The organism is Kitasatospora sp. P5_F3 (assembly GCF_054049135.1).
Window position 1 is genome coordinate 16,289 of record NZ_JBFUMY010000075.1, and the last position, 22,245, is coordinate 38,533.

19 protein-coding genes are annotated in these 22,245 nt (G+C 70.6%); 10 read left to right on the forward strand and 9 right to left on the reverse strand.

The features are described from left to right. Positions 1-123 precede the first annotated feature (123 nt). The 3 genes from ACXJMZ_RS30720 to ACXJMZ_RS30730 all read left to right on the forward strand — a co-directional run bounded on the left by ACXJMZ_RS30720 (position 124) and on the right by ACXJMZ_RS30730 (position 4,538). A complete protein-coding gene (locus ACXJMZ_RS30720) occupies positions 124-3,042 on the forward strand; it encodes a polysaccharide lyase family 8 super-sandwich domain-containing protein (protein ID WP_457033298.1) in 2,919 nt (972 codons plus the stop codon). A gap of 84 nt (positions 3,043-3,126) precedes the next feature. Then, positions 3,127-3,693, forward strand: a complete 567-nt coding sequence (locus ACXJMZ_RS30725; RefSeq protein ID WP_457033299.1) for a Uma2 family endonuclease — start codon at positions 3,127-3,129, stop codon at positions 3,691-3,693. A gap of 56 nt (positions 3,694-3,749) precedes the next feature. Continuing rightward, entirely contained in the window at positions 3,750-4,538 is a 789-nt protein-coding gene (locus ACXJMZ_RS30730; RefSeq protein WP_457033300.1) for a leucine-rich repeat domain-containing protein, read from the forward strand. A gap of 46 nt (positions 4,539-4,584) precedes the next feature. On the opposite strand, the gene ACXJMZ_RS30735 is transcribed toward ACXJMZ_RS30730, so the two are convergent. After that, positions 4,585-5,160, reverse strand: a complete 576-nt coding sequence (locus ACXJMZ_RS30735) for an isochorismatase family protein (protein ID WP_457033301.1) — start codon at positions 5,158-5,160, stop codon at positions 4,585-4,587. A gap of 70 nt (positions 5,161-5,230) precedes the next feature. Here ACXJMZ_RS30735 and ACXJMZ_RS30740 point away from each other — a divergent pair, with 70 nt between their 5' ends. Further along, entirely contained in the window at positions 5,231-5,686 is a 456-nt protein-coding gene (locus ACXJMZ_RS30740) for a MarR family winged helix-turn-helix transcriptional regulator (RefSeq protein WP_457033302.1), read from the forward strand. 164 nt (positions 5,687-5,850) lie between these two features. Beyond that, a complete protein-coding gene (locus ACXJMZ_RS30745; RefSeq protein ID WP_457033303.1) occupies positions 5,851-7,725 on the forward strand; it encodes a ricin-type beta-trefoil lectin domain protein in 1,875 nt (624 codons plus the stop codon). Between the two features lie 95 nt (positions 7,726-7,820). On the opposite strand, the gene ACXJMZ_RS30750 is transcribed toward ACXJMZ_RS30745, so the two are convergent. Together ACXJMZ_RS30750 and ACXJMZ_RS30755 are read right to left on the reverse strand one after the other, a co-directional pair. Next, positions 7,821-8,882 carry an S-adenosylmethionine:tRNA ribosyltransferase-isomerase gene (locus tag ACXJMZ_RS30750; RefSeq protein WP_457033304.1) on the reverse strand — a complete coding sequence of 354 codons (1,062 nt, stop codon included), beginning with the start codon at positions 8,880-8,882 and terminating at the stop codon, positions 7,821-7,823. A gap of 1 nt (position 8,883) precedes the next feature. After that, a complete protein-coding gene (locus ACXJMZ_RS30755) occupies positions 8,884-9,624 on the reverse strand; it encodes an SDR family NAD(P)-dependent oxidoreductase (RefSeq protein ID WP_457033305.1) in 741 nt (246 codons plus the stop codon). 190 nt (positions 9,625-9,814) lie between these two features. Between ACXJMZ_RS30755 and ACXJMZ_RS30760 the strand changes: the two genes are divergently transcribed. From ACXJMZ_RS30760 to ACXJMZ_RS30780, 5 genes are all read left to right on the forward strand, one after another. Next, a complete protein-coding gene (locus ACXJMZ_RS30760; protein ID WP_457033306.1) occupies positions 9,815-10,546 on the forward strand; it encodes a DUF7873 family protein in 732 nt (243 codons plus the stop codon). A gap of 600 nt (positions 10,547-11,146) precedes the next feature. Then, complete coding sequence (locus ACXJMZ_RS30765; protein WP_457033307.1) at positions 11,147-11,590, forward strand: DoxX family protein; 444 nt, start codon at positions 11,147-11,149, stop codon at positions 11,588-11,590. A gap of 348 nt (positions 11,591-11,938) precedes the next feature. Next, positions 11,939-12,493, forward strand: coding sequence for a helix-turn-helix domain-containing protein (locus ACXJMZ_RS30770; protein WP_457033316.1), 555 nt, complete (start codon positions 11,939-11,941; stop codon positions 12,491-12,493). After that, entirely contained in the window at positions 12,486-13,751 is a 1,266-nt protein-coding gene (locus tag ACXJMZ_RS30775) for a benzoate/H(+) symporter BenE family transporter (protein WP_457033308.1), read from the forward strand. The genes ACXJMZ_RS30770 and ACXJMZ_RS30775 overlap by 8 nt, the downstream gene beginning before the upstream one ends. Positions 13,752-14,572: 821 nt before the next feature. Continuing rightward, positions 14,573-15,271, forward strand: coding sequence for a DUF5995 family protein (locus ACXJMZ_RS30780; protein ID WP_457033309.1), 699 nt, complete (start codon positions 14,573-14,575; stop codon positions 15,269-15,271). Between the two features lie 397 nt (positions 15,272-15,668). Here ACXJMZ_RS30780 and ACXJMZ_RS30785 read toward each other — a convergent pair whose 3' ends face one another. From ACXJMZ_RS30785 to ACXJMZ_RS30810, 6 genes are all read right to left on the reverse strand, one after another. Further along, the gene (locus ACXJMZ_RS30785; protein WP_457033310.1) at positions 15,669-16,124 is read right to left on the reverse strand and encodes a hypothetical protein; all 456 of its coding nucleotides are present in this window, start codon (positions 16,122-16,124) and stop codon (positions 15,669-15,671) included. Positions 16,125-16,572: 448 nt separating this feature from the next. Continuing rightward, complete coding sequence (locus ACXJMZ_RS30790) at positions 16,573-17,454, reverse strand: hypothetical protein (RefSeq protein WP_457033311.1); 882 nt, start codon at positions 17,452-17,454, stop codon at positions 16,573-16,575. Positions 17,455-17,731: 277 nt separating this feature from the next. After that, the gene (locus ACXJMZ_RS30795) at positions 17,732-19,171 is read right to left on the reverse strand and encodes a GuaB1 family IMP dehydrogenase-related protein (RefSeq protein WP_457033312.1); all 1,440 of its coding nucleotides are present in this window, start codon (positions 19,169-19,171) and stop codon (positions 17,732-17,734) included. Between the two features lie 204 nt (positions 19,172-19,375). Next, a complete protein-coding gene (locus ACXJMZ_RS30800; protein ID WP_457033313.1) occupies positions 19,376-20,020 on the reverse strand; it encodes a transglycosylase SLT domain-containing protein in 645 nt (214 codons plus the stop codon). A 375-nt stretch (positions 20,021-20,395) separates the two neighbouring features. Continuing rightward, the gene (locus tag ACXJMZ_RS30805; RefSeq protein WP_457033314.1) at positions 20,396-21,040 is read right to left on the reverse strand and encodes a fasciclin domain-containing protein; all 645 of its coding nucleotides are present in this window, start codon (positions 21,038-21,040) and stop codon (positions 20,396-20,398) included. Positions 21,041-21,143: 103 nt separating this feature from the next. Then, positions 21,144-22,245: molybdopterin-dependent oxidoreductase (locus ACXJMZ_RS30810; protein WP_457033315.1), on the reverse strand; the 1,102-nt coding region annotated here is incomplete at its 5' end.

Below are 22,245 nucleotides of genomic sequence, written 5' to 3' on the forward strand. Positions count from 1 at the left end.
AAGCGCTTACCGTCGTGCCGCCCGGAGCGGAGCGGCTCCGACCGGGCGCCGCCGCGCCCACCCCCACGGCGCCCAGCGGCCAGCTCGCCGTGCCCGGACCCCGCTCCGGCCAGGAGGCCCCCCATGAACGCCGTGCCGCCCAGCCCGCTGCTCTCCCGCCGTCGCGTCCTCCAACTCGCCATCGGATCAGCGGCCTTGGGGACCGTCCTGCTCACCGCCGGCCCGGCCGGAGCCGCCGCCGACGCGTACGACACACTCCGGCTGCGCTGGCGCGACCTGCTCACCGGCACCGGGTTCGACCCCGCGACCGAGCCGTACGCGACCACCCTGCGCGGCCTCGGCGACCGGGCCCGCACGCAGTACGGCACGATGGCCCCCGCCACCGGTTCGCTCTGGCCCGACCTGCCGCTCGGCACCGCCTCCGCCAACATCACCGGCAGCTACGTCCGGCTGCGCACCATGGCCCTGGCCTGGGCCCAGCCGGGCACCGGCCTGACCGGCGACCCGGCCCTGGCCACCGCGATCGCCACCGGCCTGGACCACCTGCACACGAACGCCTACACCCCGACCGCCACCGCCTACGGCAACTGGTGGGACTGGCAGATCGGCGCACCCCAGGCCCTGCTGGACGTCTGCGTCCTGGTGCACGACCGGCTGACGGCCACTCAGCTCACCGGCTACCTGACCGCCGTCGACCACGCCGTCCCCGGCTCCCGGCTGACCTCCTACACCGGCACCAGCACCGGCGCCAACCGGGTCGACCTGTGCCGGGTGATCGCCCTGTGCGGCGTGCTCGGCCGCAGCTCCGCCGAGCTCGCCGCCGCCTCCACCGCACTCTCGCCGGTCTTCCCGTACGTGCTGAGCGGAGACGGCCTGTACACCGACGGCTCGTTCGTCCAGCACACCTGGGTGCCGTACACCGGCTCGTACGGCGAGGTGCTGCTCGGCGGCCTCAGCAAGCTGTTCGCCCTGCTGGCGGGCTCGGCCTGGCAGATAGCCGACCCGCAACGGCAGAACGTCTTCGACGCGGTCGGCAACGCCTGGGCGCCGTTCCTCTACAACGGCCTGGTGATGGACTCGGTCGGCGGACGCTCCGTCAGCCGGGGCCGCCAGGCCACCGACCTGCTCCAGCTCCAGCAGGACGACCACACCCGCGGCCACACCATCCTCGGCCACATTCTCCGGCTGGCCGACTCGGGCGCCGCCCCCGCCGCCCAGTCCGCCGGTTGGCGAGCCGCCGTGAAGGGCTGGATCACCCGCGACTACTACCGCCCCTACCTCTCCAACGCCTACCTGGACGTCCCCGAACTCGCCCGGGCCCAGGCCCTGTTGGCCGACAGCTCGGTGACCGCGACGGCTGAACCGGCCGGCGCCCGGGTCTTCGCGATGGACCGCGCGATGGTCCGCCGCACCGGCTGGGCCGCCTCGCTGAGCCTCTGCTCGGCCCGCACCACCTTCTACGAGACCGGCAACGGCGAACACCTGCGGGGTTGGCACACCAACAGCGGCCTGCTCAACTGGTGGGGCGCCGACTACGGCAACGGCCAGTACTCCGACGCCTTCTGGCCCACCGTCGACCCGTACCGCCTGCCGGGCACCACCGTCTCGACCAAGCCACTGGCCGACGCGGCAGGCGGCGCCTGGGGCGCGACCCGCCCGGACAACGTCTGGGCCGGCGGCGCCACGGACGGCACCTACGCGGCGGTCGGCCAGGACGTGCGCGGCCTCTCCTCCACCCTCAGCGGCCGCAAGTCCTGGTTCCTGCTGGACGATTCGGTGCTCTGTCTGGGTGCGGGCATCAGCTGTACGGACGGCCTCCCGGTCGAGACGGTGGTCGAGAACCGCAACCTCGGCGCCACCGGGACACATTCCCTGACCGTGGACGGCACCGTCCAGCCCGCCACCCTCGACTGGTCGCAGCAGTTCACCGGCGCCCGGTCCGCCGCGATCTCCGGCTTCGGCGGGTACGTCCTCCCCGCCGGCACCACACTGCACGCCAAGCGGGAGGCCCGGAGCGGCAGTTGGCACGACATCAACACCAACGGGACCACCGAGCAGCTGACCCGCCGCTACCTGACCCTCTGGTTCGACCACGGCACCGACCCGTCCGGCGCCGGGTACGAGTACCTGCTGATGCCGGGCGCCACCGCTGCGACGGCGGCCGCCCGGGCCGCCGCGCCGACCGCCACCGTCCTGGTCAACTCCCCTTCTGCCCAGGCCATTTCCGACTCGCTGTCCGGCCTCACCGCGGCCAACTTCTTCGCCGCCGGGACAGCCGGACCGATCACCGCCTCCGCACCCTGCTCCGTCCTGCTCCGGGAGTCCGGCGGGGTGTTGACCGTCACCGTCGCCGACCCGTCCCGGCTCGCGGCCACCGTGACCGTCACCCTCGCCCGCTCCGGCTGGACCTCGGCCGATCCCTCCCCCGGGGTCAACGTCCTCTCCCTCACCGCGAGCACGGTCACCCTGCTGGTCGAGACCGGCGGCACCCAGGGCGCGAGCCGCACCGTCACACTCCGGAAGACCGGCTCATCCTCGGCCGCCACCGCGACCGTCCTCGCCCCGACCCGGGACGCCTACGTCCGCGACGGCTCCTACGCCGACACCGCCTACGGCACCGCCACCATCCTGACCGTCAAGAACACCAACTCCACCGCCAGCGGCTACAGTCGACGCGCCCTGCTGTCCTTCGACACCTCCACCGTGCCGGGCACCGTCCGCCGCGCCGTCCTCTGGCTGCACGGCGCGGTCGCCGACTCCGGCGGCACCCAGACCAGCGTCCAGGCCTTCACCACCCCCGCCACCCCCTGGACCGAACCCACCCTCACCTGGAACAACGCCCCGGCCCTCGGCACCCCGCTCGGCGCCGGCCGCCTCTCCACCACCCCCGACTGGGTCGCCCTCGACGTCACCTCAGCCGTCACCGGCTCCACCACCACCGTCAGCGTCTGGCAGCCGACCGGCGCCGTCGGCCTCGCCGTCAACCTCAACAGCCGTGAGAACACGACCCGCCAGCCCTTCCTGGAGGTCATCAGCTCCTGACGCCGCGCCACTCCGACGGCTCGGGGCTCACCTCAGTAAGCTGAGCCCCGAGCCGGGTACACCGCCACACCTGGGAGACGGCAGATGGGCTACGCCCGGATGCGTGCCATTGCCGACGAAATCGCCGCCCGCGCGCCGGACGATGTCTGGGCCACCGAGATCAGCGGCAGCGAGATCATCGTGCTGACAGGTCGTACCAACCTGCACGAACTCATCGTCCACCGCCTCGCCAAGCACCTCGACCGACAGCTCGAACAAGCAGCACACGGATTGATCGCCCACGGCGGAGCCGACGTCGAGGATCCGGCCTCGGGCATCCTTCGGCGCCCCGACGTGATGGTCTTCCCCGAGAGTGCCCTGGAGTCGGGCGAAGCCCTCCATCCCCGGGACGTCCTCGCGGTGGTGGAGGTTGTCTCCAAGTCCAACCCGGAGAACGACTATCAGGGAAAGATGCGCGACTACCCCACCATGGGCATCCCCCACTACCTGATCGTCGACCCACGTATCGGCACCGGCACCGGCCTCGTCCTCTCCGCCCCTCACGCCACTCCCGAGGGCCCGCGCTCCAGCACCCGCCGCGAGTTCCACTTCGGCGAAACCGTCCAGCTCAGCACGTACGACATCGAGACGGCGGAGTTCCCGACCTACTGACCCAGCACGCCCGATATCGCTCGACCGTTCGATGGCCTCCACGTATCGTGTCGGCCATGGCAGATCAGGCAGAGCCGGTGGTCTTCACCAACCGATGGGGCGACGTGCCCGTCCACGACGCCGCACCCCGTCAGGACCTCTGTGCCTGCTTCGATCAGTTCAGGGTGAGCAATCGACGGCGGGTGACGTTCCATCAGGAGCAGCAGGACGTCTCCTCGCCGGCCTGGCAGCACCTTCTCGCACAGATCGAGGAGGCGGCCGCCGACGGGCGGGAGGAGTTCCGGCCCCTGGAGCAGATGAGTCCGCAGGGGCGACGCCAGATCATCACCCTGCCGCCGACCATCGCCAAGCTGACAGCGGTCCGGCGCTTCGTGCTCTACGGCAGCAACCTCGTCCGGATACCGCCGCAGATCGGGGCGATGACCAGCCTGGAGGAGTTCACTCCCTACACCTCGTACCGGCTGCACTGGTTCCCGTACGAGCTGACCAGGTGCCCGAACCTGAAGCGAAGCACCGTCAGCACGCGTGCGCTCTACGGCAACGAGAAGCTCCGGCCGCCGTTCCCGCCGCTGCGCTCCACCCCCACCGGGCCCGGCGACTTCGGCGCGGCAGCAGGGGGCACCGATGCGGTACGTACCTGCAGCGTGTGTGACGAACCGGTCGAGGCGGCCAAGGTCCGGCAGGCCTGGCTGTCCCTCCGGGTCGCCACCGACGTCCTGCCGCTCCTGGTCAACGCCTGCTCCAACGCGTGCCTCCGTGCCCTCCCCGCGGGCGCCGCGGGCTACGTCCGTACGCCGCACCCGGGTGGACCCGGCATCGTCCAATCCCGCGGCGACGACGCCTGAGCCCCCGCCACCGGCCACCCGGCCACGCCGTGGCCTGCGCCGGCGACTACCTTGCCGGTTCGGCAGCGGACTCCTGGATCAGACCGTGCAGCGCCGCGATGACCTCACGGCCCGTCGGGGTGGTGAAGTCGCGCACCAGGTCGGTGGCGAAGCTGGCGACGCTGGTGATCCGGCCTCCCGCTGCTTCGATCTGACGGAAGCCGGCCTGCTCGGTACGCGGCGAGAGTCCGCCGCACGCGTCGAGGAGCACGGAGACCTCGAAGCCTGCGGCGATGGCGTCAAGTGCCGTATGCAGTACGACGATCTCGCTCGTCACTCCGCAGATGGCGAGGCTCCGCCGCGAGTGCGCGGTGACGGCCCGGCGGGTGGCCGCGTCGTCCCAGGCGCACGGACCGCTGCGGACGAAGACCGGCGCCCCCGGGATGACCGCCTCCTCGATGACCGCCGGACCGCCGGGACGTGGAGCCACCGAGAGGGTGACCGGGATGTCCAGCAGCTGGACCAGCTGCGCCAGGAAGCTGACGGATCGCCTGATCGTGGCCGGCGGCGTCGTGCCGCTCAGCTCGACGATGCCTTCCTGCAGGTCGGAGAGGTGGAGCTGAACGGTGGCAGAGCTGAGCATGGCCGTCCCCTTAGGTCAGCATCAGAATCATTCGAGTCCTGAATGATTTGGCTAACGTAGCATGACTGCCATGGACCTCGATACGGTGAACTCCAGCGTCGTCTTCCGCCTCGGCGTCCTCGGAGCGATGGCGACCGATCTGTTCGCGAACCGGATCGAGGCCCACGAACTCAAGCCCAAGCACGTCGGCCTGATGGTGGTCCTGGCCGCCGGAAGGGTCTCGTCGCAGCTCGAGCTCGCCGGCGTGATGGGTGTCGCGCCGAGCCTGGTCGTCGCCCTGGCCGACCACCTCGAGAAGCTCGAAGCCATCCAGCGGGTACGGGATCCGGCCGACCGGCGCCGTCAGGTACTGACCCTGACCGACCACGGCCGGGCGCTGCTCGCGACCTGCGGCGAGCTCGCCCACGCCGCCGACGCCGAGTTCGCCGCGGACCTGACCCCGGCCGAGAGCGCCGTGCTGACCGGCATGCTCCACCGGCTGGCGGCTCGTCAGGGTCTGCCACCGGCGGCCACCGAGCACCGCTGATCGGCCTGCGCCCCGGGGCACCAAGGTCCAACATTCACGACAGAAGCGATCAAGCCAGGCGCCCCGTTCGATTACCGTTTGACCACCGGACTTCCCCTGCGAGATCGTTCCTCGGTCTCCGAACAACCGCACGGAGACATAGGTTCGTTTTCCCTGGGGGACCATTGCCGACCCTGCACGCCCGAAAGCTCGCCACGACCGCCGCCCTGGYGGCCCTCTCGGGCAGCCTGCTCGCCCTCGCCCCGGTGGCCCGAGCCGAAACCGCCGCCCCGTCGGCGAGCCCGTCGGCCTCCGCCCCGGCGCCCGTACCACTGCCCGTCAGCCCGAAGGCGACGCCCGAGCCGTGGGTCAGGTTCGGCGTGGAGAGCGGTCAGGGCTGCGGCACCGACCCGTACTCCTGGGGCTGGCTGCCCAACGGCACTCCGGCCGCGCTGACCGCCACCGTGCCGGCGTCGACAGTCCCTCCGAGCATCGAGTTCCACGTCCGCGACACGGCCGCTCCGGACACCGACGTGCTGTCCGGCCCCGCCACGACCGTGTCGGACAAGGGCGTCGCCTCCTTCCCCCTGGACAACGCCCGGCTGCTCGACGGCCACAGCTACACCTGGCACGCCGTCGCCCGCGAGAGCGCCGACCGGGTGTCCGAGCCCACTGCCGACTGCCACTTCCGGATCGACCGCACCGCACCGCAGCTGACGGTCCCGGACTTCGCCTCCTGGTACGCGGCTCAGCAGAGCGGCGGCTGGTCGATGCGCTACGACTTCACCGATCCCGCAGCGGTGGACGGTTTCACCTCGTACTACTCCTGCTACGAGTACCGCCTGAACGACTCGGCGGTGTGGGCCGACCCGCAGTGCGACAACCGCTCCGGCGGGTCCGCAAGCCTGTCGTTCACCACGCCCGGGCTGAACACCATCCACCTGCGGGGCATCGACCACGCGGGCAACCGCTCCGCCGAGGCCGTCCGGACCACCTTCGTCTACCCCGGCGCGAACCGTTGGGGTCGCCTCCAGGAGCCTTCCACGTACTGGCTGCTGGACAAGACCGTCCGTGGCGCCGAGACCCTCGGCAAGGCACCGCTCACGGCGTCCGGGACCGTGGGTTGGACGGATGACTCCGCCTCGTTCAGCGGCACCGGGTCGCTCGGCAGCGCGCAGCCCGTGATCGACACCACCAAGAGCTTCTCGGTGAACCTGCTGGCCCGCGCGGCAGCCGGCGGCGGCATCGTGGCGAGCCAGGACGGCACCCGCTCCAGCGGCTTCATCCTCTGGGCCAACCCGACCGACAACAGCTGGCACTTCTCGCTCGGCACCGCCGACGACGACAACGCCAACTGGGACGACACCACCATCCGGTACACCTCCTTCGCCCCGGCGGTGAAGTACGGCACCTGGCAGCGCCTCAACGCCTCGTACAACGCCACCACCGGCGCCGTCTCGCTGTACGTGGACGGCGAGCTGGTGGCCAGTGGGAACCACGCCCCGAGCAAGGCGTGGAAGGCCAACGGGCCGCTGCGGATCGGCCAGTACCAGTTCCAGGGTCACCCTGACTTCCGCTTCAAGGGCGAGGTCGCCGACGTCGCGGTGTTCAACCGCACGACCGGCTACCCGACCGAGACGAGCCGATACCGCAACAGCGTCTACGGCGTGGGCTCCGCCGCCGGCTGCATGGACATCGACCCGAACGACAAGTCCGCGTCCGGCAGCCGGGCCAGGTTCCTCAACTGCGACTTCCTGAACCTCCCGGGCCTTACCGCGTTCGGCAAGGACGGGGCGCTCAAGCAGAACGGCAAGTGCCTGGACCTGGCCTTCAACGGGACCGTCAACGGCACGGCGATCCAGCTGTGGGACTGCAACGGCGGCCCCAACCAGATCTGGCAGAACCGGGCGGACGGCTCGCTCTACAACCCCGGGTCCGGCCGCTGTGTCGACCTGCCGTTCGGCGACCGCACCTTCGGCAAGCCGCTCGTGCTGTGGGACTGCAACGGCGGCCCGAACCAGGCCTGGGACCCCCGCCACCCCTTGATGAACCTGCTCTAGGCCGTACGAAGCTCCGGCCCCGTCGCATCTGCGGCGGGGCCGTTGCCTTTTCCGGACCGGACCTGAGAACGATCACCCGACCCCGCCGAACGCCTCTACGGCAGAAGGAGGTTGACGTCGCCGAACTCGTGCCACAGGTACCGCTGCCGAACCGCCTCCGCGTAGCACCGTGCCAGCAGCGCCCGCCCCGCCACCGCCTCCAGCAGGTGCAGATGGGAGGCGCGGGGTTCGTGCCAGCCGGTGAGCAGGCCGTCGACGGTGCGGACGCCCCGGGCCGGGGTGATCACCAGATCGGTCCAGCCCTCGGCCGGACGCAGTTGGCCGGCGGTGCCGACCGCCGACTCGAGCGCCCGGACGGCCGTGGTGCCGACGGTGATCACCCGGCCCCCGCTGCCGCGAACGTGGTTGACCAGGGCGGCCGTTGGGCCCGGCACCCGGAACCACTCGGGGTAGGGCGCCTCGTACGCCTCGGGCGAGGCGACGCCGGCGTGCAGGGTGATCGGCGCCAGCAGGACTCCCCCGGCCACCAGCCGGGCCACCACCTCGGGGGTGAACGGCCGGGCGGCACTGGGCATTTCACTACTGCCCGGCTGGTCGGCGAAGACCGTCTGGTACGCGGCGATCGGCCACTCGCGGTCCACGTAGCCGTACCGGATCGGTTTGCCGTACGAAGCCAGGTACGCCACCGTCGGAGCGGGCAGCGCCAGCCGGGCGTACCAGACGCGCGGCGTGTGCGGGACCGTCAACTCGGCCCTCCCGCCTGCCGGGAGAGCGATCGGCAGCCCGGACCGGGCGGGTGAGAGCTCGGGCGGGAAGTACTCGGCTGCGCCGTCCGTCGGACGGCGCAGCTCGACCAGGTGGTGGCCGCGCCGGTCCGGCCGGGCCGAGGAGAGATGGACGGTGACCCGGGTCCCGTCCGGGAGTCGGCCCGGCAGGGCGGCGGGCAGGGTGGCCGAGTTGTTGACCACCAGCAGGTCGCCCGGTTCGAGCACCGAGGGCAGGTCGGTGAAGAGCCGGTGTTCGGTGGCGAGCGCACTCCGACGGCCGACCAGCATCCGGACGCCGTCGCGGGCCAGTCCGCGTGCCTCTGCCGGTGCACGGGCCGAGAGTTCGGCGGGGACGGTGAAGTCGAACCCGTTCTCCAGCGCCGTGGCCATCTCAGTGACTCCCCGTCAGGGACTCGGCCAGGTAGCGCCCCGAGGCCGGGTGCCCGGCGAGCAGCGCGAGGATGCCGGGCACGGCGGTGTCGGCGGGCAGCGGACGGTCGGAGATGTCCTCGCCGGGAAAGGCTTCCTGGTACATGTCGGTCCGCATGTCGCCAGGCTCCACCACCCAGACCCGCACCCCGGGTTCCTCCAGGGCCAGGACGGCGGAGGCGTGGTCGAGCGCGGCCTTGCTGGCGCCGTAGCCGCTCCAGCCGGCGTATGCCTCGCGGGCCGCGTCCGAGCTGAGGTTGATGACCGAGCCGCCGTGGCGCCGCAGTTGGGGCAGCAGCAGCTGGGTGAGCGCGATCGGTCCGAGCGCGTTCACCTCGAAGGTCTCCAGCAGGCCGGGCAGCGGGAAGTCCGCCAGCGCGGGCATCGCCGCGCCGGCGAGGTCGTATCCGGTCAGCGTGCCCGCGTTGTTGACCAGCAGTGCGGCGCCGCCGAGCTTCTGGGCCGCCGACGCCAGCCGCTCCCGGTGGCCGTCGTCGACCACCGAGCCCGCCAGTGCGACGACCTCGGTGACGGCCGCCAGCTCGGCCTCGGCGGCGGCCAACCCGGCGGCGCTGCGAGCGGTGAGCACCAGCCGCCAGCCCTCCCGGGCCAGCGCCCTGGCCAGCTCGAGACCGAGCCCCCGGGAGGCTCCGGTGATCACGGCGACGGGTGCGGAGGCGGTTCCTGCGGTGGTGATGTCCATACCTCCACCCTCCGCCTGCGCCCTCCCCACCGGATCGGCCGCCCGCCCGTCCCGCACCCGGCCGTTCGACCTAGTACGCCGGTCGTAGCCCGAGCTCCCGTACCGCCCCGAGCCGCCCCGAGCCGCCCCCGAGTGAGCGCGCGCGAATAATGGACGGAACATCCGTGCGATTACTGATAGCTTCCGTCTCGTGCCGAAGCTGAACCAGATCATCGCCGTCGAAAAAGGCGTCAAGTCCAAGTCCTTCCAGGAGCTGACCCAGGCTCACCAGGACCTCCAGAAGCCCGCGCTGCTGGCCGGCATCGCCCGGACCTACCAGCCGAAGGACGAGGAGGGCGAGCAACTGCCGCCCGAGTCCACCCGGGTGCAGGTCAAGTCCGAGGACATCCTGCGCAGCACGGCCGCGACGCTGACCAGGCTGTTCGACGTGACCGCCACCAAGGACTGGGCGAACCGGACGGCCGCCGCGGACGTGGTGGTGGACGGCAACGTGCTGCTGGCCCAGGTGCCGGTGCCGTACCTGCTCTTCCTGGAGAAGCAGCTCACCGACCTGTACACCTTCGTCCGCAAGCTCCCGGTGCTGGACGCCGCCGAGTCCTGGAACCTGGACCCGTCGACGGACTCGTGGAAGACCGACGCGGTGCGCACCATCCGCACCAAGAAGGTGCCCCGCAACCACGTGAAGGCCGAGGCCACCGAGAAGCACCCGGCGCAGGTCGAGGTGTACTACGAGGACATCCCGGTCGGTTACTGGACGACCGTCAAGTTCTCCGGTGCACTGCCGGCCCGGCGGGTCAACGAGCTGACGGAGCGTCTGGAGAAGCTCCAGCAGGCCGTCAAGTTCGCCCGGGAGGAGGCCAACAACGCCGAGGTCACCGACCAGCGGGTCGGCGGCGCGGTGTTCGGCTACCTGTTCGGGTAGCCCCATGATCGCCCCCCGTTCGAGCGGGGGGTGCGCTGAAGAGCGCAAGCTGAAACTGATGTTGAAGCTGACCACGGGATGACAGTGGGGGTTCAAATCCCTCCCCCGGCACCACACGGGCCGGGGTAGCCCAAGCGGCAGAGGCACATCCCATGAATCTCAGATTCTCGCTCCAGTCTCAGTATTCGCCGCCGATCACCGGATCGACCGGGCGCGGACGATCATCGACGGATGCGGGTTCAAGTCCCGCCTGTGCCTCTGACCGTGGCACGGTAGTTCAAAGGCAGAACACGTCGATCTCAGAATGATCCGCACCCTTCAACGTGCCGGTGTGCGCAATTGGGTGGCATCTCAGGGGCCCGGGGGCTGGATACGCTCCCGGGTCCCGTCACGTTTGCCGGACTCCACCAACTGTCCATCCCTGCCCAGGAGTTGAATCCCGCACCACGGTGCGTAAAGGAACCATCAGCAAACGGTCACGGACTCGTGAAGACCCGATGGAAACCACTGCGGTTTGACCTGTACAAGGCGAGCCTTGCCCTGCTCGCCGCACGTTGCGACCCCCGCCGCAGCGGCACCCGTCCCCCATGGAGTCCGTCGATGTCCGTCATCCCCAACAGCACTGTCGACTCTGCCCGGCCCTACCTGATCGGCCTGTCCCGGATCGCGATCGGCCTGCTCTTCTCCTGCCACGGCGCAGCCGCACTGTTCGGCGTCCTGGGCGGCGTCAAGGGCAGCACGGTGGAGGCACTCACCTGGCCCGGCTGGTACGCGGCCGTGATCCAGCTGGTCGGCGGCGTGCTGGTACTGCTCGGCCTGGGCACCCGGACAGCCGCCGTGATCTGCTCCGGCTCGATGGCGTACGCGTACTTCAGCGTGCACCAGGAGAACGCCCTGTTCCCGATCCAGAACGGCGGCGTCGCCTCGGCGCTGTACTGCTGGGCCTTCCTCCTGATCGCCGCCACCGGCCCGGGCGCACTCGCCCTCGACGGCCTGCTGGCCCGCCGCCCGGCCACCGCCGCCACCGCGTCGGCCACCGCCTGACCACTTCACCACCTCGGGGGGGGGGGGGGGGGGGGGGGGGGGGGGGGGGGGGGGGGGGGGGGGGGGGGTACCGCAGCCCCGTTGGAGTCGACGGCGGTGCTGCCGAGGCCGACGGGGAGAAGTCGTCCGCCGGTCAGCCGGAGCAGTTCGTCCGCGGTCGTCGGGAAGACTGCGTGCGGGGTGCCGGCGGCCGCGCGGCGGAGTTCGCCACGGACCGTCGGCGATGTCACGCCAGTCCCTCGGGATCAGATATTCGCGTTCCGCAAACAGAACGTTCTGAATATGGAACGATTGGCCCCGGTGGACAGCGCAGCCAACGAGGCGCTGGAGAAGGCGGGGCGGGGGATCATGGAACTGGCTCACCAGGTAGGTCGCCGCATGAGGGAGCTGCGGATCGAGCGGGGACTGTCACTGTCCGAACTGGCCCGGCGGTCAGGGGTCGGCAAGGGCACGCTCTCGGAGTTGGAGAGCGGCGGGCGCAATCCCACGCTGGAGACCCTGTACGCCCTCACCACCGCGCTCGAGGCCCCCCTCAGTTCGGTCCTGACAGGTACGGCGGCAGGGGCCCGGATCTCGGGCAGCGCGGTGGACGCGGTCCTGACCGAGCGCTTCGAGGACGCGGCCGCGACCAGCGAGGTGTACCGCGTGCGGATCCGCGCCGGCACGGTCCAGCAGTCCGCCGCGCACGCCCTTGGCACCGAGGAGCACATGGTCGTCCTGGCGGGCACCGCCCGCCTCGGTGACGTCTCGTCACCCCGCCTGGTGAGCGCCGGTGAACACGCCCACTGGGCCGCCGACGTCCCGCATCTGTACGCCGCACCGTCCGGCGACGTCGAGGCCGTCCTGATCGTGCGCTACCCGGCGGCGGCAGGCACCTCCGGCAAGGACCGGCCCGGTGAGTGAGATCGACCGAACGCTACGCCGGGTCGCGCCGGCCTCCGCTGTTGTCGCCGGGCTGATCGCGGTGCTGGTGGGAGTCGTCAGTTCCGCCGCGATCGTCTTCACTGCCGCCAAGGCGGCGGGAGCGGGCCCGCGCGAGCTCGGCTCCTGGATGCTGGCCCTCGGTGTCGGTATGGGGGTGACCTGTATCGGACTCTCACTGCGCTACCGGGCGCCGGTGGTCACGGCCTGGTCCACTCCGGGTGCGGCCCTGCTCGCGTCCGGGCTCGACGGGGTGACGATGCCGCAGGCCGTCGGAGCCTTTCTCGTCTCGGCCGTGCTGATCCTGCTCAGCGGGCTGACCGGCTGGTTCGAGCGGGTCATGGGCCGGATCCCGGTACCGCTGGCGGCCGGGCTCCTGGCCGGGGTGCTCGTCCGGTTCGGCACGGGGCTGTTCAGCAGCATGGACGGTCACTTCACCGTCGTGTTCGCCATCTTCGTGGTCTATCTGGTGGGCCGACGGCTGCTGCCCAGGTACGCGATCTTCGGGGCGCTCGCGGCGGGTGTCGCGGTCGCGGCCGCACAGGGCTCGTTGCAGCCCGGCCGGATCCGTTTCGCATTCGCCGAACCGGTCTTCACCGCTCCGGTGTTCTCCTGGCAGGTGACCGTCAGTGTCGCGCTGCCGCTGTTCGTGGTGACGATGGCCTCGCAGAACCTGCCGGGGGTCGCGGTCCTGCGGGGCGACGGTTACGGACGGGTGCCGGTGTCGCCGCTGATCAGCTGGACCGGGATCACCAACGTGCTACTGGCGCCCTTCGGTTGCTTCGGCCTGAATCTCGCGGCCATCACGGCGGCCATCTGCACAGGGCCGCAGGCACACGAGGACCGGAACCGGCGCTATCTGGCCGGCGTCTGGGCAGGGCTGTTCTACCTGTGCGTGGGCGTCTTCGGCGGGACTGTCAGCTCGGTGCTGGCCGCGATGCCCGCCGCGCTGATCGTCGGCATCGCCGGAGTCGGACTGCTCGGCACCATCGGGAACTCGATGTCCGCCGCGCTCTCGGACGACGACTTCCGGGAGGCCGCCGTCATCACCTTTCTGGCCACCGCATCCGGCGTGACGCTACTCGGCGTCGGCTCCGCGTTCTGGGGACTGCTGGCCGGGGCACTGACCATCGCGGTCACCCGCGGACGCGGACCGCGCAGACCGCAGCCACCCGCCGTGCAGCCCGGCGCCATCTCGCCCGAGCATTCGAACGCGTCAACTTCCCATCCCAACCGCTGACATGACGGTCAGACAACTGGGGAGACCCGGAAGAGTTGGTGAGCGCAAGGCCGCCGCCGCATGACCCGGTCGGTCTCGGCCGAACGGGTCGAACTCGCCGAGTTCCTTCGACACAGCTGTCGACTGGGTCATCTGCTCGCTCGAACTGCACGCAGACCGGTCGACCTGACGTGCCGACATACCTTCGCGGACGGGTGCCGTTCGGGCACCCCGCGACTCCCATCGCGGCGAATCCCCCCGGATCACACGGTCCCCAGTGCCAAGCGCGATCACCGGGTGCAGCTGTGGCAACCGCGGCGCTCAGGAGTCTTCCGCAGGCAGTCACCACCCTGAGCACCTCGCGCGGCGGAGCATCAGCGTTGACGGTGAGGTCAAAGGGCAAGTAGGCGTCCGTCGGACGAGCTGCCAACTGCCCCGCATAGGCGAGCAGGTCGTGCGCAACGTGGGCGGCCGTCTGCCGGCAGCTCCAGTCCAGCGACCCGGCTCGGGCCTGCCAGTCCCCGGAATCGTGCGGGCCGAGCACCCGAACCATCTCGTCCACGGCCCGGTCGACGTCTCGACTGTCGATGCGATGCATCCCGTGATCGTCGCAGCGCCGGCGAACATCAACAAGTACCGTCCGACCGAGGACGAAAACCACCCGGCCGCATCCGGGCGGGCGCCTCACGCGCTACCGGTCGTCCCCAGGAGCTCGGCCGCACCGCCGCTCCAACGCACGCAAGGTCGCCGGCTACCTCTGCGCGTGGCGCGGCGGCTTCCGGTGAGGGCGGGCGGCTGCCAAGGTGAGGATTCGCTGTCGCGGCCGAGAGGACGGGGACCGGATGACAATCAATCAGGTACTGACCATCGACCAGGTGGTCGAGCGGATGCGGGAGATCGGTGCGGGACTGGCAGAGTCGGACGGGGTGGCGGTCTTCAACCGGATGTACCTCACCGTCACCGAGCTGATCCGCGACCGACTGGCACAGGCGCACTTCGACGACCCGGTCGCCGTCGCCGAGCTGGACGCCGCCTTCGCCGCACGCTACCTGGCGGCCGTCGACGCGAACGGCGCGGGACACCGACCTGCCGCCTGCTGGCGACCGCTGTTCGAACTGCGCGGGCATCCGGGCATCCACCCGCTGCAATTTGCTCTGGCAGGAATGAACGCACACATCGAGCACGACCTACCGCTCGCCGTGCTGGACACCTGCCGAACGCTGCACTGCGAGCCGCTCGAGCTCGAGGACGACTACCTGCGGATCAACGCCCTGCTGGCCCAGGTGGAGGACCAGGTACGGGACGAACTGCTACCCGGCCCCGAAGTACTCGACCTTGCCGACCCACTGCTGCACGTGATCGGCGTCTGGAGCATCGACCGCGCCCGCGAAGCCGCCTGGGCTACCACCCTCACACTCTGGGAGCTGCGCGAGATCCCCTTCGTCCAGGACGCCATGGCCGCAACACTGTCCAGCTCGGTCGGCATGGTCAGCCGAGCACTCCTGACACCGCTCAACGGCACCAGCCGACACTTCTCCTGAAGCTCTGACAGACGACCAGGCGCGTCGGCAACCGCTCGTCGTCCCCGCTCCCTCCACGTCAGCATGTAGCCCTGATCCGGCGGGCCCGGCTTCTCCGGGGGTGTTGACGAATGGCATTGGCCAGCAGCTCTCAGACTTCCCGGAGATCGTTTCCCGACTCGTTGTCGTGGGTGTCTGGAAAGCTGCGGTACGGGAGCACGTGGTGGCTGACGGTGGGAGCTGGTGCGCCAAGAGGAGTCGGTGGGCGAGATCGTGATCGACGAGGCCGACTTCCCGTGGCTGAACGGGCCTTATCGATCCCCCCGCCTTCGGCGGCTACCACAAATTCACCTGGCTCCGGTAGTCAGGGGTCCCACAGCAGTCGCGGGGCACGATCGAGGTCCGACCGTGCAGTGCGCTACAGAGGGATCGGACGGTAGCTCAACGCCGCACCGACGATCTGCTCCCGAGAGGCACCTCGCAGTTCGGCGGGAGGATGGAAGATCAAGTCCGTCACACGCGGATGGGACACGTTCGCTTCGAGAAGCCGCAGGTAGTAGTCGCTCTCGGGGTCAGCTGCCAGAACTCTCCGTACGATCTCGGCGAGTTCGTCGCGGCTGATGTCGCAGATCCGGGGCTTGGCGGGGCGGGCTGCCTCCGTGGCGAACTCCCCCAGGCTGCGTGACCCCTGGTACTCGGCAAAGTCGAGCGGCTCGTACTCGTGCCCGGCCATCTCGTTGAAGGCGTCGATCGCCTCGGCCACGCCACGGTCGCCGTGAGAGGTCAGATCGGCGATCCGCTCGATCTCACGGCTCAGCTCCGCGAGGCGCTGTCGCGGCACAGGCGGAGGTAGGAGCTCTGGTCGCAGATCCATGACCCGCATTGTGCGTGGTCGGCCTCCGACGGTAGCTCCCGTGCTCCACGGTAGGCGGGGACTGACGGAGCACAGGATCTCGGCCATGGCCCGGTTTGACGACGTCAAGGCAGTGTTCTGGAGCGATGGCGACTTCGGCGTTCACCTGCCCCTGACGGACGCGGTGGTCGCGGACACGGAACGGGTGCTCGGCGTGCCGCTACCGGGAACACGGCCGGCTGAGCGAGCCCTCGGTCACCTGGTTCGACCCCGACTCCACAACCGAAGTCATCCTCGCGGAGGACTTCCGGACGTTCGTCGAACGGCTCGCCCCTGGCAGGTCCTTCGACAGTTCCGGCATAGCGGGGTCCGCGGTCGTGAGCACCATGCCGCTCAGCCCTTGAACAGCAGGCCGTAGGGCTCACGTTCGACGTGAAGATCGAAGTCCCTACTCACCCCAGTGGCGACCTCACACCGCCGGGCCAGGACCTCGGGGAGAAAGGCGGATTTCGTACCCGTTGGCGCGGCCGCTGTCGGTCAAGGCCTCACCTGTGGATGTGGCGGCGCGCCAGATCCAGGGTTGGACATGGGTGATGGCGATGCCGTCGTGCACCGGTCCAGTGCGCAGGAGGTCTCGGCCCTGGATGCGCACGGCCTCGAGTGACTCCGGATCCTGGTCGAGCAGGTCGACGCCCCGCTGTCGGCGGTCACTCTGTACCAGTGCCGCTGTCTCCAGGAGTGTACGGAGCACGGTCGGCATGCCCCGGGGCTTGGCCTGCTCCGAACTGCCGGGACTTGTTGCGGCTTCGAGGCCGTTCCCGTCCACCGGCGAAGAAGAGGCGCGCTGCGCACGGGGCCGGTCGAGGCGGGGTAGGTAGTCGCCGAGGAAGGTCGCCAGTTCTCTCTCAGCCCGGGCCTCCGTCCCGGCCCAGGCGTCCGCGATGTGCGGCAGGACCGCCGCCCACGTCGTGTGGACGTAGCGGCAGTCCTCGGGTGCGCCGGACAGCGCCTTCACGGCCATGGTCGGGGTGACGTACAGCAAGTCGACCTGACGGCCCGGGTGGTGGTGGCGAGCGAGGCTCAGGTAGCGCTCGCACTGGCCGGGTGTGTGGCTGCCCGGCTCGGCCTTCAACTCGATCAGCAGTATCCGGTCGTCCCACAGCAGCGCGAAGTCCGGCCAGCCAGCCCGCTCAGCGCCGTCACGGCTGGGCAGTTCGAACTCGTCGACCAGCCGGACGGGTCCCGCACGTACCTCCCCGAAGGCAGCCGCATCGAGCAGCGCGACGAACCGCCCGCCGCGAACTGTGGGCGTGTCGGCCTCGTTCCACCGCCGGGGTTCGTGACCGAGCATCAGACTGCTCAACGCCCGCTGGACGACAGAGTTCTACCGCCCACACGCGACTTCGGCACACCCATCGCGCGAGTTCGGGCGCAGTGAGACGAACAGCGCCGGGACGCCGGACCCCGATCAGCTCGACCTGGCCGATCAGCTCGACCTGGCCGATCCGCTGCTGGACGTGATCGGGGTCCGGAGCATCGACCTGGCCAGGGAAGCCACCTGGACCAGTGCACTGACGCTCACCCCGCTGAACGGCCGTGGGGGGGGAGCCGGCCACGGTCGGGAGAGGTCAGGCCCAGCTGGAGTGCAGCGGCTTGCCCTCGGCGTAGCCCGCGGCGCTCTGCACGCCGATGATCGCCTTCTCCTGGAACTCCGCCAGGCTGCGCGCACCGGCGTAGGTGCAGGAGCTGCGGACGCCCGCGATGATCGAGTCGATCAGGTCCTCGACGCCCGGGCGGGCCGGGTCGATGAACATCCGCGAGGTGGAGATGCCCTCCTCGAACAGCGCCTTGCGGGCGCGGTCGTAGGCCGACTCCTCGGAGGTCCGGTTGCGCACGGCGCGAGCCGAGGCCATGCCGAAGCTCTCCTTGTACTGGCGGCCGTTCGCGTCGGTGTGCAGGTCACCGGGCGACTCGTAGGTGCCGGCGAACCAGGAGCCGATCATCACGTTGGAGGCACCGGCGGCCAGCGCCATCGCCACGTCGCGCGGGTGCCGGACGCCACCGTCGGCCCAGACGTGCTTGCCGAGCCGGCGCGCCTCGGCGGCGCACTCCAGCACGGCGGAGAACTGCGGGCGGCCGACGCCGGTCATCATCCGGGTGGTGCACATCGCGCCGGGGCCGACCCCGACCTTGAGGATGTCCGCCCCGGCCTCGACCAGGTCGCGGACGCCGACGGCGGAGACCACGTTGCCCGCCACGATCGGGATCTGCGGGTCGAGACCGCGGACCGCGCGCAGGGCGCTGATCATCGACTCCTGGTGGCCGTGCGCGGTGTCCACCACGAGCACGTCCGCACCGGCCTCGATGAGCGCCTTGGCCTTGCCGGCCACGTCGCCGTTGATGCCGACGGTGGCGGCGATCCGGAGCTTGCCCGCCGCGTCGGTGGCCGGCGTGTAGAGGGTGGCGCGCAGCGCGTTCTTGCGGGTCAGCAGGCCGACCAGCTTGCCCTCGGCGTCGACCACGGGCGCGAGCTTGCGGTGCGCCTCGTTCAGCTTCTCGAAGGCCGCGTGCGGGTCGATGCCCTCCTCCAGCAGCACCAGGTCGCGCGACATCACCTCGGACAGGCTGGTGAACCGGTCCACGCCCTGGCAGTCGGACTCGGTGACCACGCCGACCGGCTTGCCGCCCTCGACCACCACGACCGCGTTGTGCGCGCGCTTGGGCAGCAGCGACAGGGCGTCCGCGACGGTGTCGCCGGGGGCCAGGGTGACGGCGGTGTCGTGCACCAGGTGGCGCTGCTTGACCCAGCCGATGACGTCGGAGATGACCTCGGCGGGGATGTCCTGCGGGATGGCCACCAGGCCGCCGCGGCGGGCCACCGTCTCGGCCATCCGTCGGCCGGCGATGGCGGTCATGTTGGCCACCACGAGCGGGATGGTGGTCCCGCTGCCGTCGTTGGAGGAGAGGTCGACACCCTGCCGGGAGCCCACGGCGGAACGGCTGGGGACCATGAAGACGTCGTCGTACGTAAGGTCGTAGGCGGGCGACATGTCGTTCAGGAAGCGCATGAAAAGGGCTCTCTGGCTGGGAGAAGGTAGACCTCGGGTGCGGTTGCGGTCTGACCGCCGGGCGCACTCGGGCGCCCCGCACCCAACCGTCAATGTTCACCGATACCCAGGTCGAAAGCCAGTTCACACGGAATCCTTGATGATCCGTACAAGCTCGCCCGGGTGGCGTAGTCGCGTTGCTGTAGGAATCTACAGGCGCAGGGCCTAGTAGCCCTTCCAATGCGAGCCGTAGCCCCGGGCGGCGGCCATCTTGTCCATCCCGCCGTAGACCGAGTCGCAGTAGCGCGAGCTGGCGATCAGGTTGTCCACGGGGTTGCGGATGTCGGTGTGGCCGGGCAGCGCGTAGGACTTGAAGGTCGGCTGGATCATCTGGGTCAGCCCGATCGACGGGGTGCCGACCTTGGCGTTGGAGTCCCAGCCGTTGACGGCGTTCGGGTTGCCGGTGGACTCGGACATCGCGGTCGCGCGCATCGCCTTGGCGGACGGGACGGGCTTCCCGGCGGCCTTGAGCACGTCGCGGGCCTCCTGGATCCAGCCGTCCAGGTTGTCGGCGTAGACGGGGGCCGCGGGCGCGGCCGGGGCGGGCGCGGCAGCCGGGGCAGCGACCGGAGCGGCGGCCGGAGCGGCGGCGGGAGCAACGGCGGGCTCAGCCACCGGCTCGACGGCCGGGGCAGCAGCCGGGGCAGCGACCGGGGTGACCGGCTGCGCGGCAGCGGGCTCGGCGGCGAGGGCCTGGCTGACCGGGAGGATCGCGGTGACCGCGATCGCTCCGGCGATGCCGATGCCGAGCACCTGGTTGGGCAGCCGGTCGTAGCGTATTCGGACCTTCGAGATGGTGAACGCACGCATGCCGCAGTACCTCCGGGTGGGGGGAAAGTGGGCGCCGCACTTCGGGGCGCGCTTTCGAGACTGCGGGACGGAACGAGGGCGGGCAAACAGTGGAATCGGCATGACACACGCCACACTTGACATCAACTTCGCTCCGAAGAAGCAGGGTTGACGCCACGTCAGCAGGATCCGGCGCGGCACGGTGAAGAAGGTCACGTCCGCCGACGGTCCACAGTTCTGGTGCTCCAGGTCCCCTTGTGGCCCCTATTCCCCTTTACCGGCGGCCCGGCCGTGTCGGCCGTCACACCCGGTCGTCGAGATCGTGCACTGCTGCGCAGCGGACAGCCGGAGGCGGACCGGGTCGACACCGGTCCGCCTCCGGAGCTGGTTCCCTCGTCAGGAGGTCGGCATCAGCACGGTGTCGACGATGTAGACGGTGGCGTTGGCGGTCTGCACGTTGCCGCACAGCACCTTGGCGTTGGCGTTGACCGTGAAGTCCTGGCCGGAGCCGCTCACCGCCAGGTCTCCGCCCTGCAGGGTCTTGTGACCGCCGGCCAGTGCGGTCGGGGCCAGCCGGTTCGGGGTGACGTGGTAGGTGAGGATCTTGGTGAGCTTCTCCTTGTCGGCCAGCACCGCGTCCAGATCGGCCTTCGGCAGCTTGGCGAAGGCGTCGTTGGTGGGTGCGAACACGGTGATGCCGGTGGCCGAGTTGAGGGTGTCGACCAGCCCGGCCTGCTTGACCGCGGTGACCAGAGTGGAGAGCAGCGGGTTGTTGGAGGCCGCCGTCGCGACCGGGTCCGTCGCCATGCCGGAGAAACTGCCGGCCCCGTTCTTGGGGACGGCGGAACAGGCCGTACCGAACGGCTGGCCGGCCGCCATCGGGGCGGCCGAGACGGCAGCCGAGGAAGCGGCGGCCGAAACGGTCGGGGCGGAGTCCGAGGTCGAGCTGCTGCCACTGCTGCAGGCGCTCAGGCCGAGCACCAGGGCTCCGGCGGCGAGCAGGGCGGCCAGGGACGTGCGGCGGGAGGTGTGCAGGGACATGGGAAATGCTCCTTGAGTGGGGTGGGAGAGTCCGGCTCCGGGCATGGCGGGATCGCCACCGGAGCCCTTCGAACGGGTCGGTGTGCTGGTGAGAAGGGTGAGTTCAGGAGACCGTCACCACGGTGCTGTGCCAGCCCGTGGCTCCGGCAGGGAATGGCGTCGCGCGGACCTCGGTCTGCACCGAACCGGTGCCGTCGGTGGCCCGGACCTCCAGCCGGTGGGTGCCGGGGCGAGCGCCGGTCCAGGTGTGGCTCCACTGCCGCCAGACGTCGGGGCCGGCGTCCGCGGCGAGCCGGGCTTCGGCCCAGGGGCCGCCGTCCACCCTCAACTCCACTGCGGCGATGCCCCGGTGGGTGGCCCAGGCGGTACCGGCCACCACCACGTCGCCGGCCACCACCCGGGCGAATGGCGCCGGGACCTCGATCCGGGAGGCGGTCCGCACCGCACCGGTCCGGTCCCAGCCGCGCTTGACCCAGTAGGGGTCGTACGCCGCGAAGCTGGTCACGTCCAGGTCGACCAGCCACTTGGTGGCCGAGGTGTAGCCGTAGAAGCCCGGCACCACGGTGCGGCAGGGGAAGCCGTGCGCCACCGGCAGCACCTCGCCGTTCATCGCCACCGCCACCAGCGCGCGACGACCGTCGAGCACGGACTCCAGCGGGGTACCGATGGTCATCCCGTCCTCCGACCGGCCCACCAGCTGGTCGGCGCCGGAACGGACTCCGGCTCGACGCAGCAGCGCCGGCAACGACACCCCGAGCCAGCGGGTGGTGCCGACGTAGGAGCCGCCGACCTCGCTGGAGACACAGGACAGGGTGTGATCCAGCTCCTCCAGCGGGTACCGGAGCAGTTCGTCGTAGGAGATCAGCAGCGGACGGTCCACCAGACCACGGATGCGCAGCGCCCAGCGACGCGGGTCGACCCGAGGGAGCGTCAGGGCGGTGTCGACACGGTAGAACTCCTGGTTGGGGGTGATGAAGGAGGACAGGCCGGGAGCGTCGGGACGGACCCCGGGCGGGAGTGGTGGGGTGAGCTGGGCGGGCGCCGGCAGCCGGACGGCCTCCCGCGCGGTGGAGACGTCGTAGCGACGGTCGCTCAGGGTGCGGCCACCGGCCACCGCGAGGCCACCCAGCAGCACGGTGCCGCCGGTGGCGGCCAGCACCGCGCGGCGGCTCGGCACTGCCGGGTCCGGTGCGCCGCCCTGATCC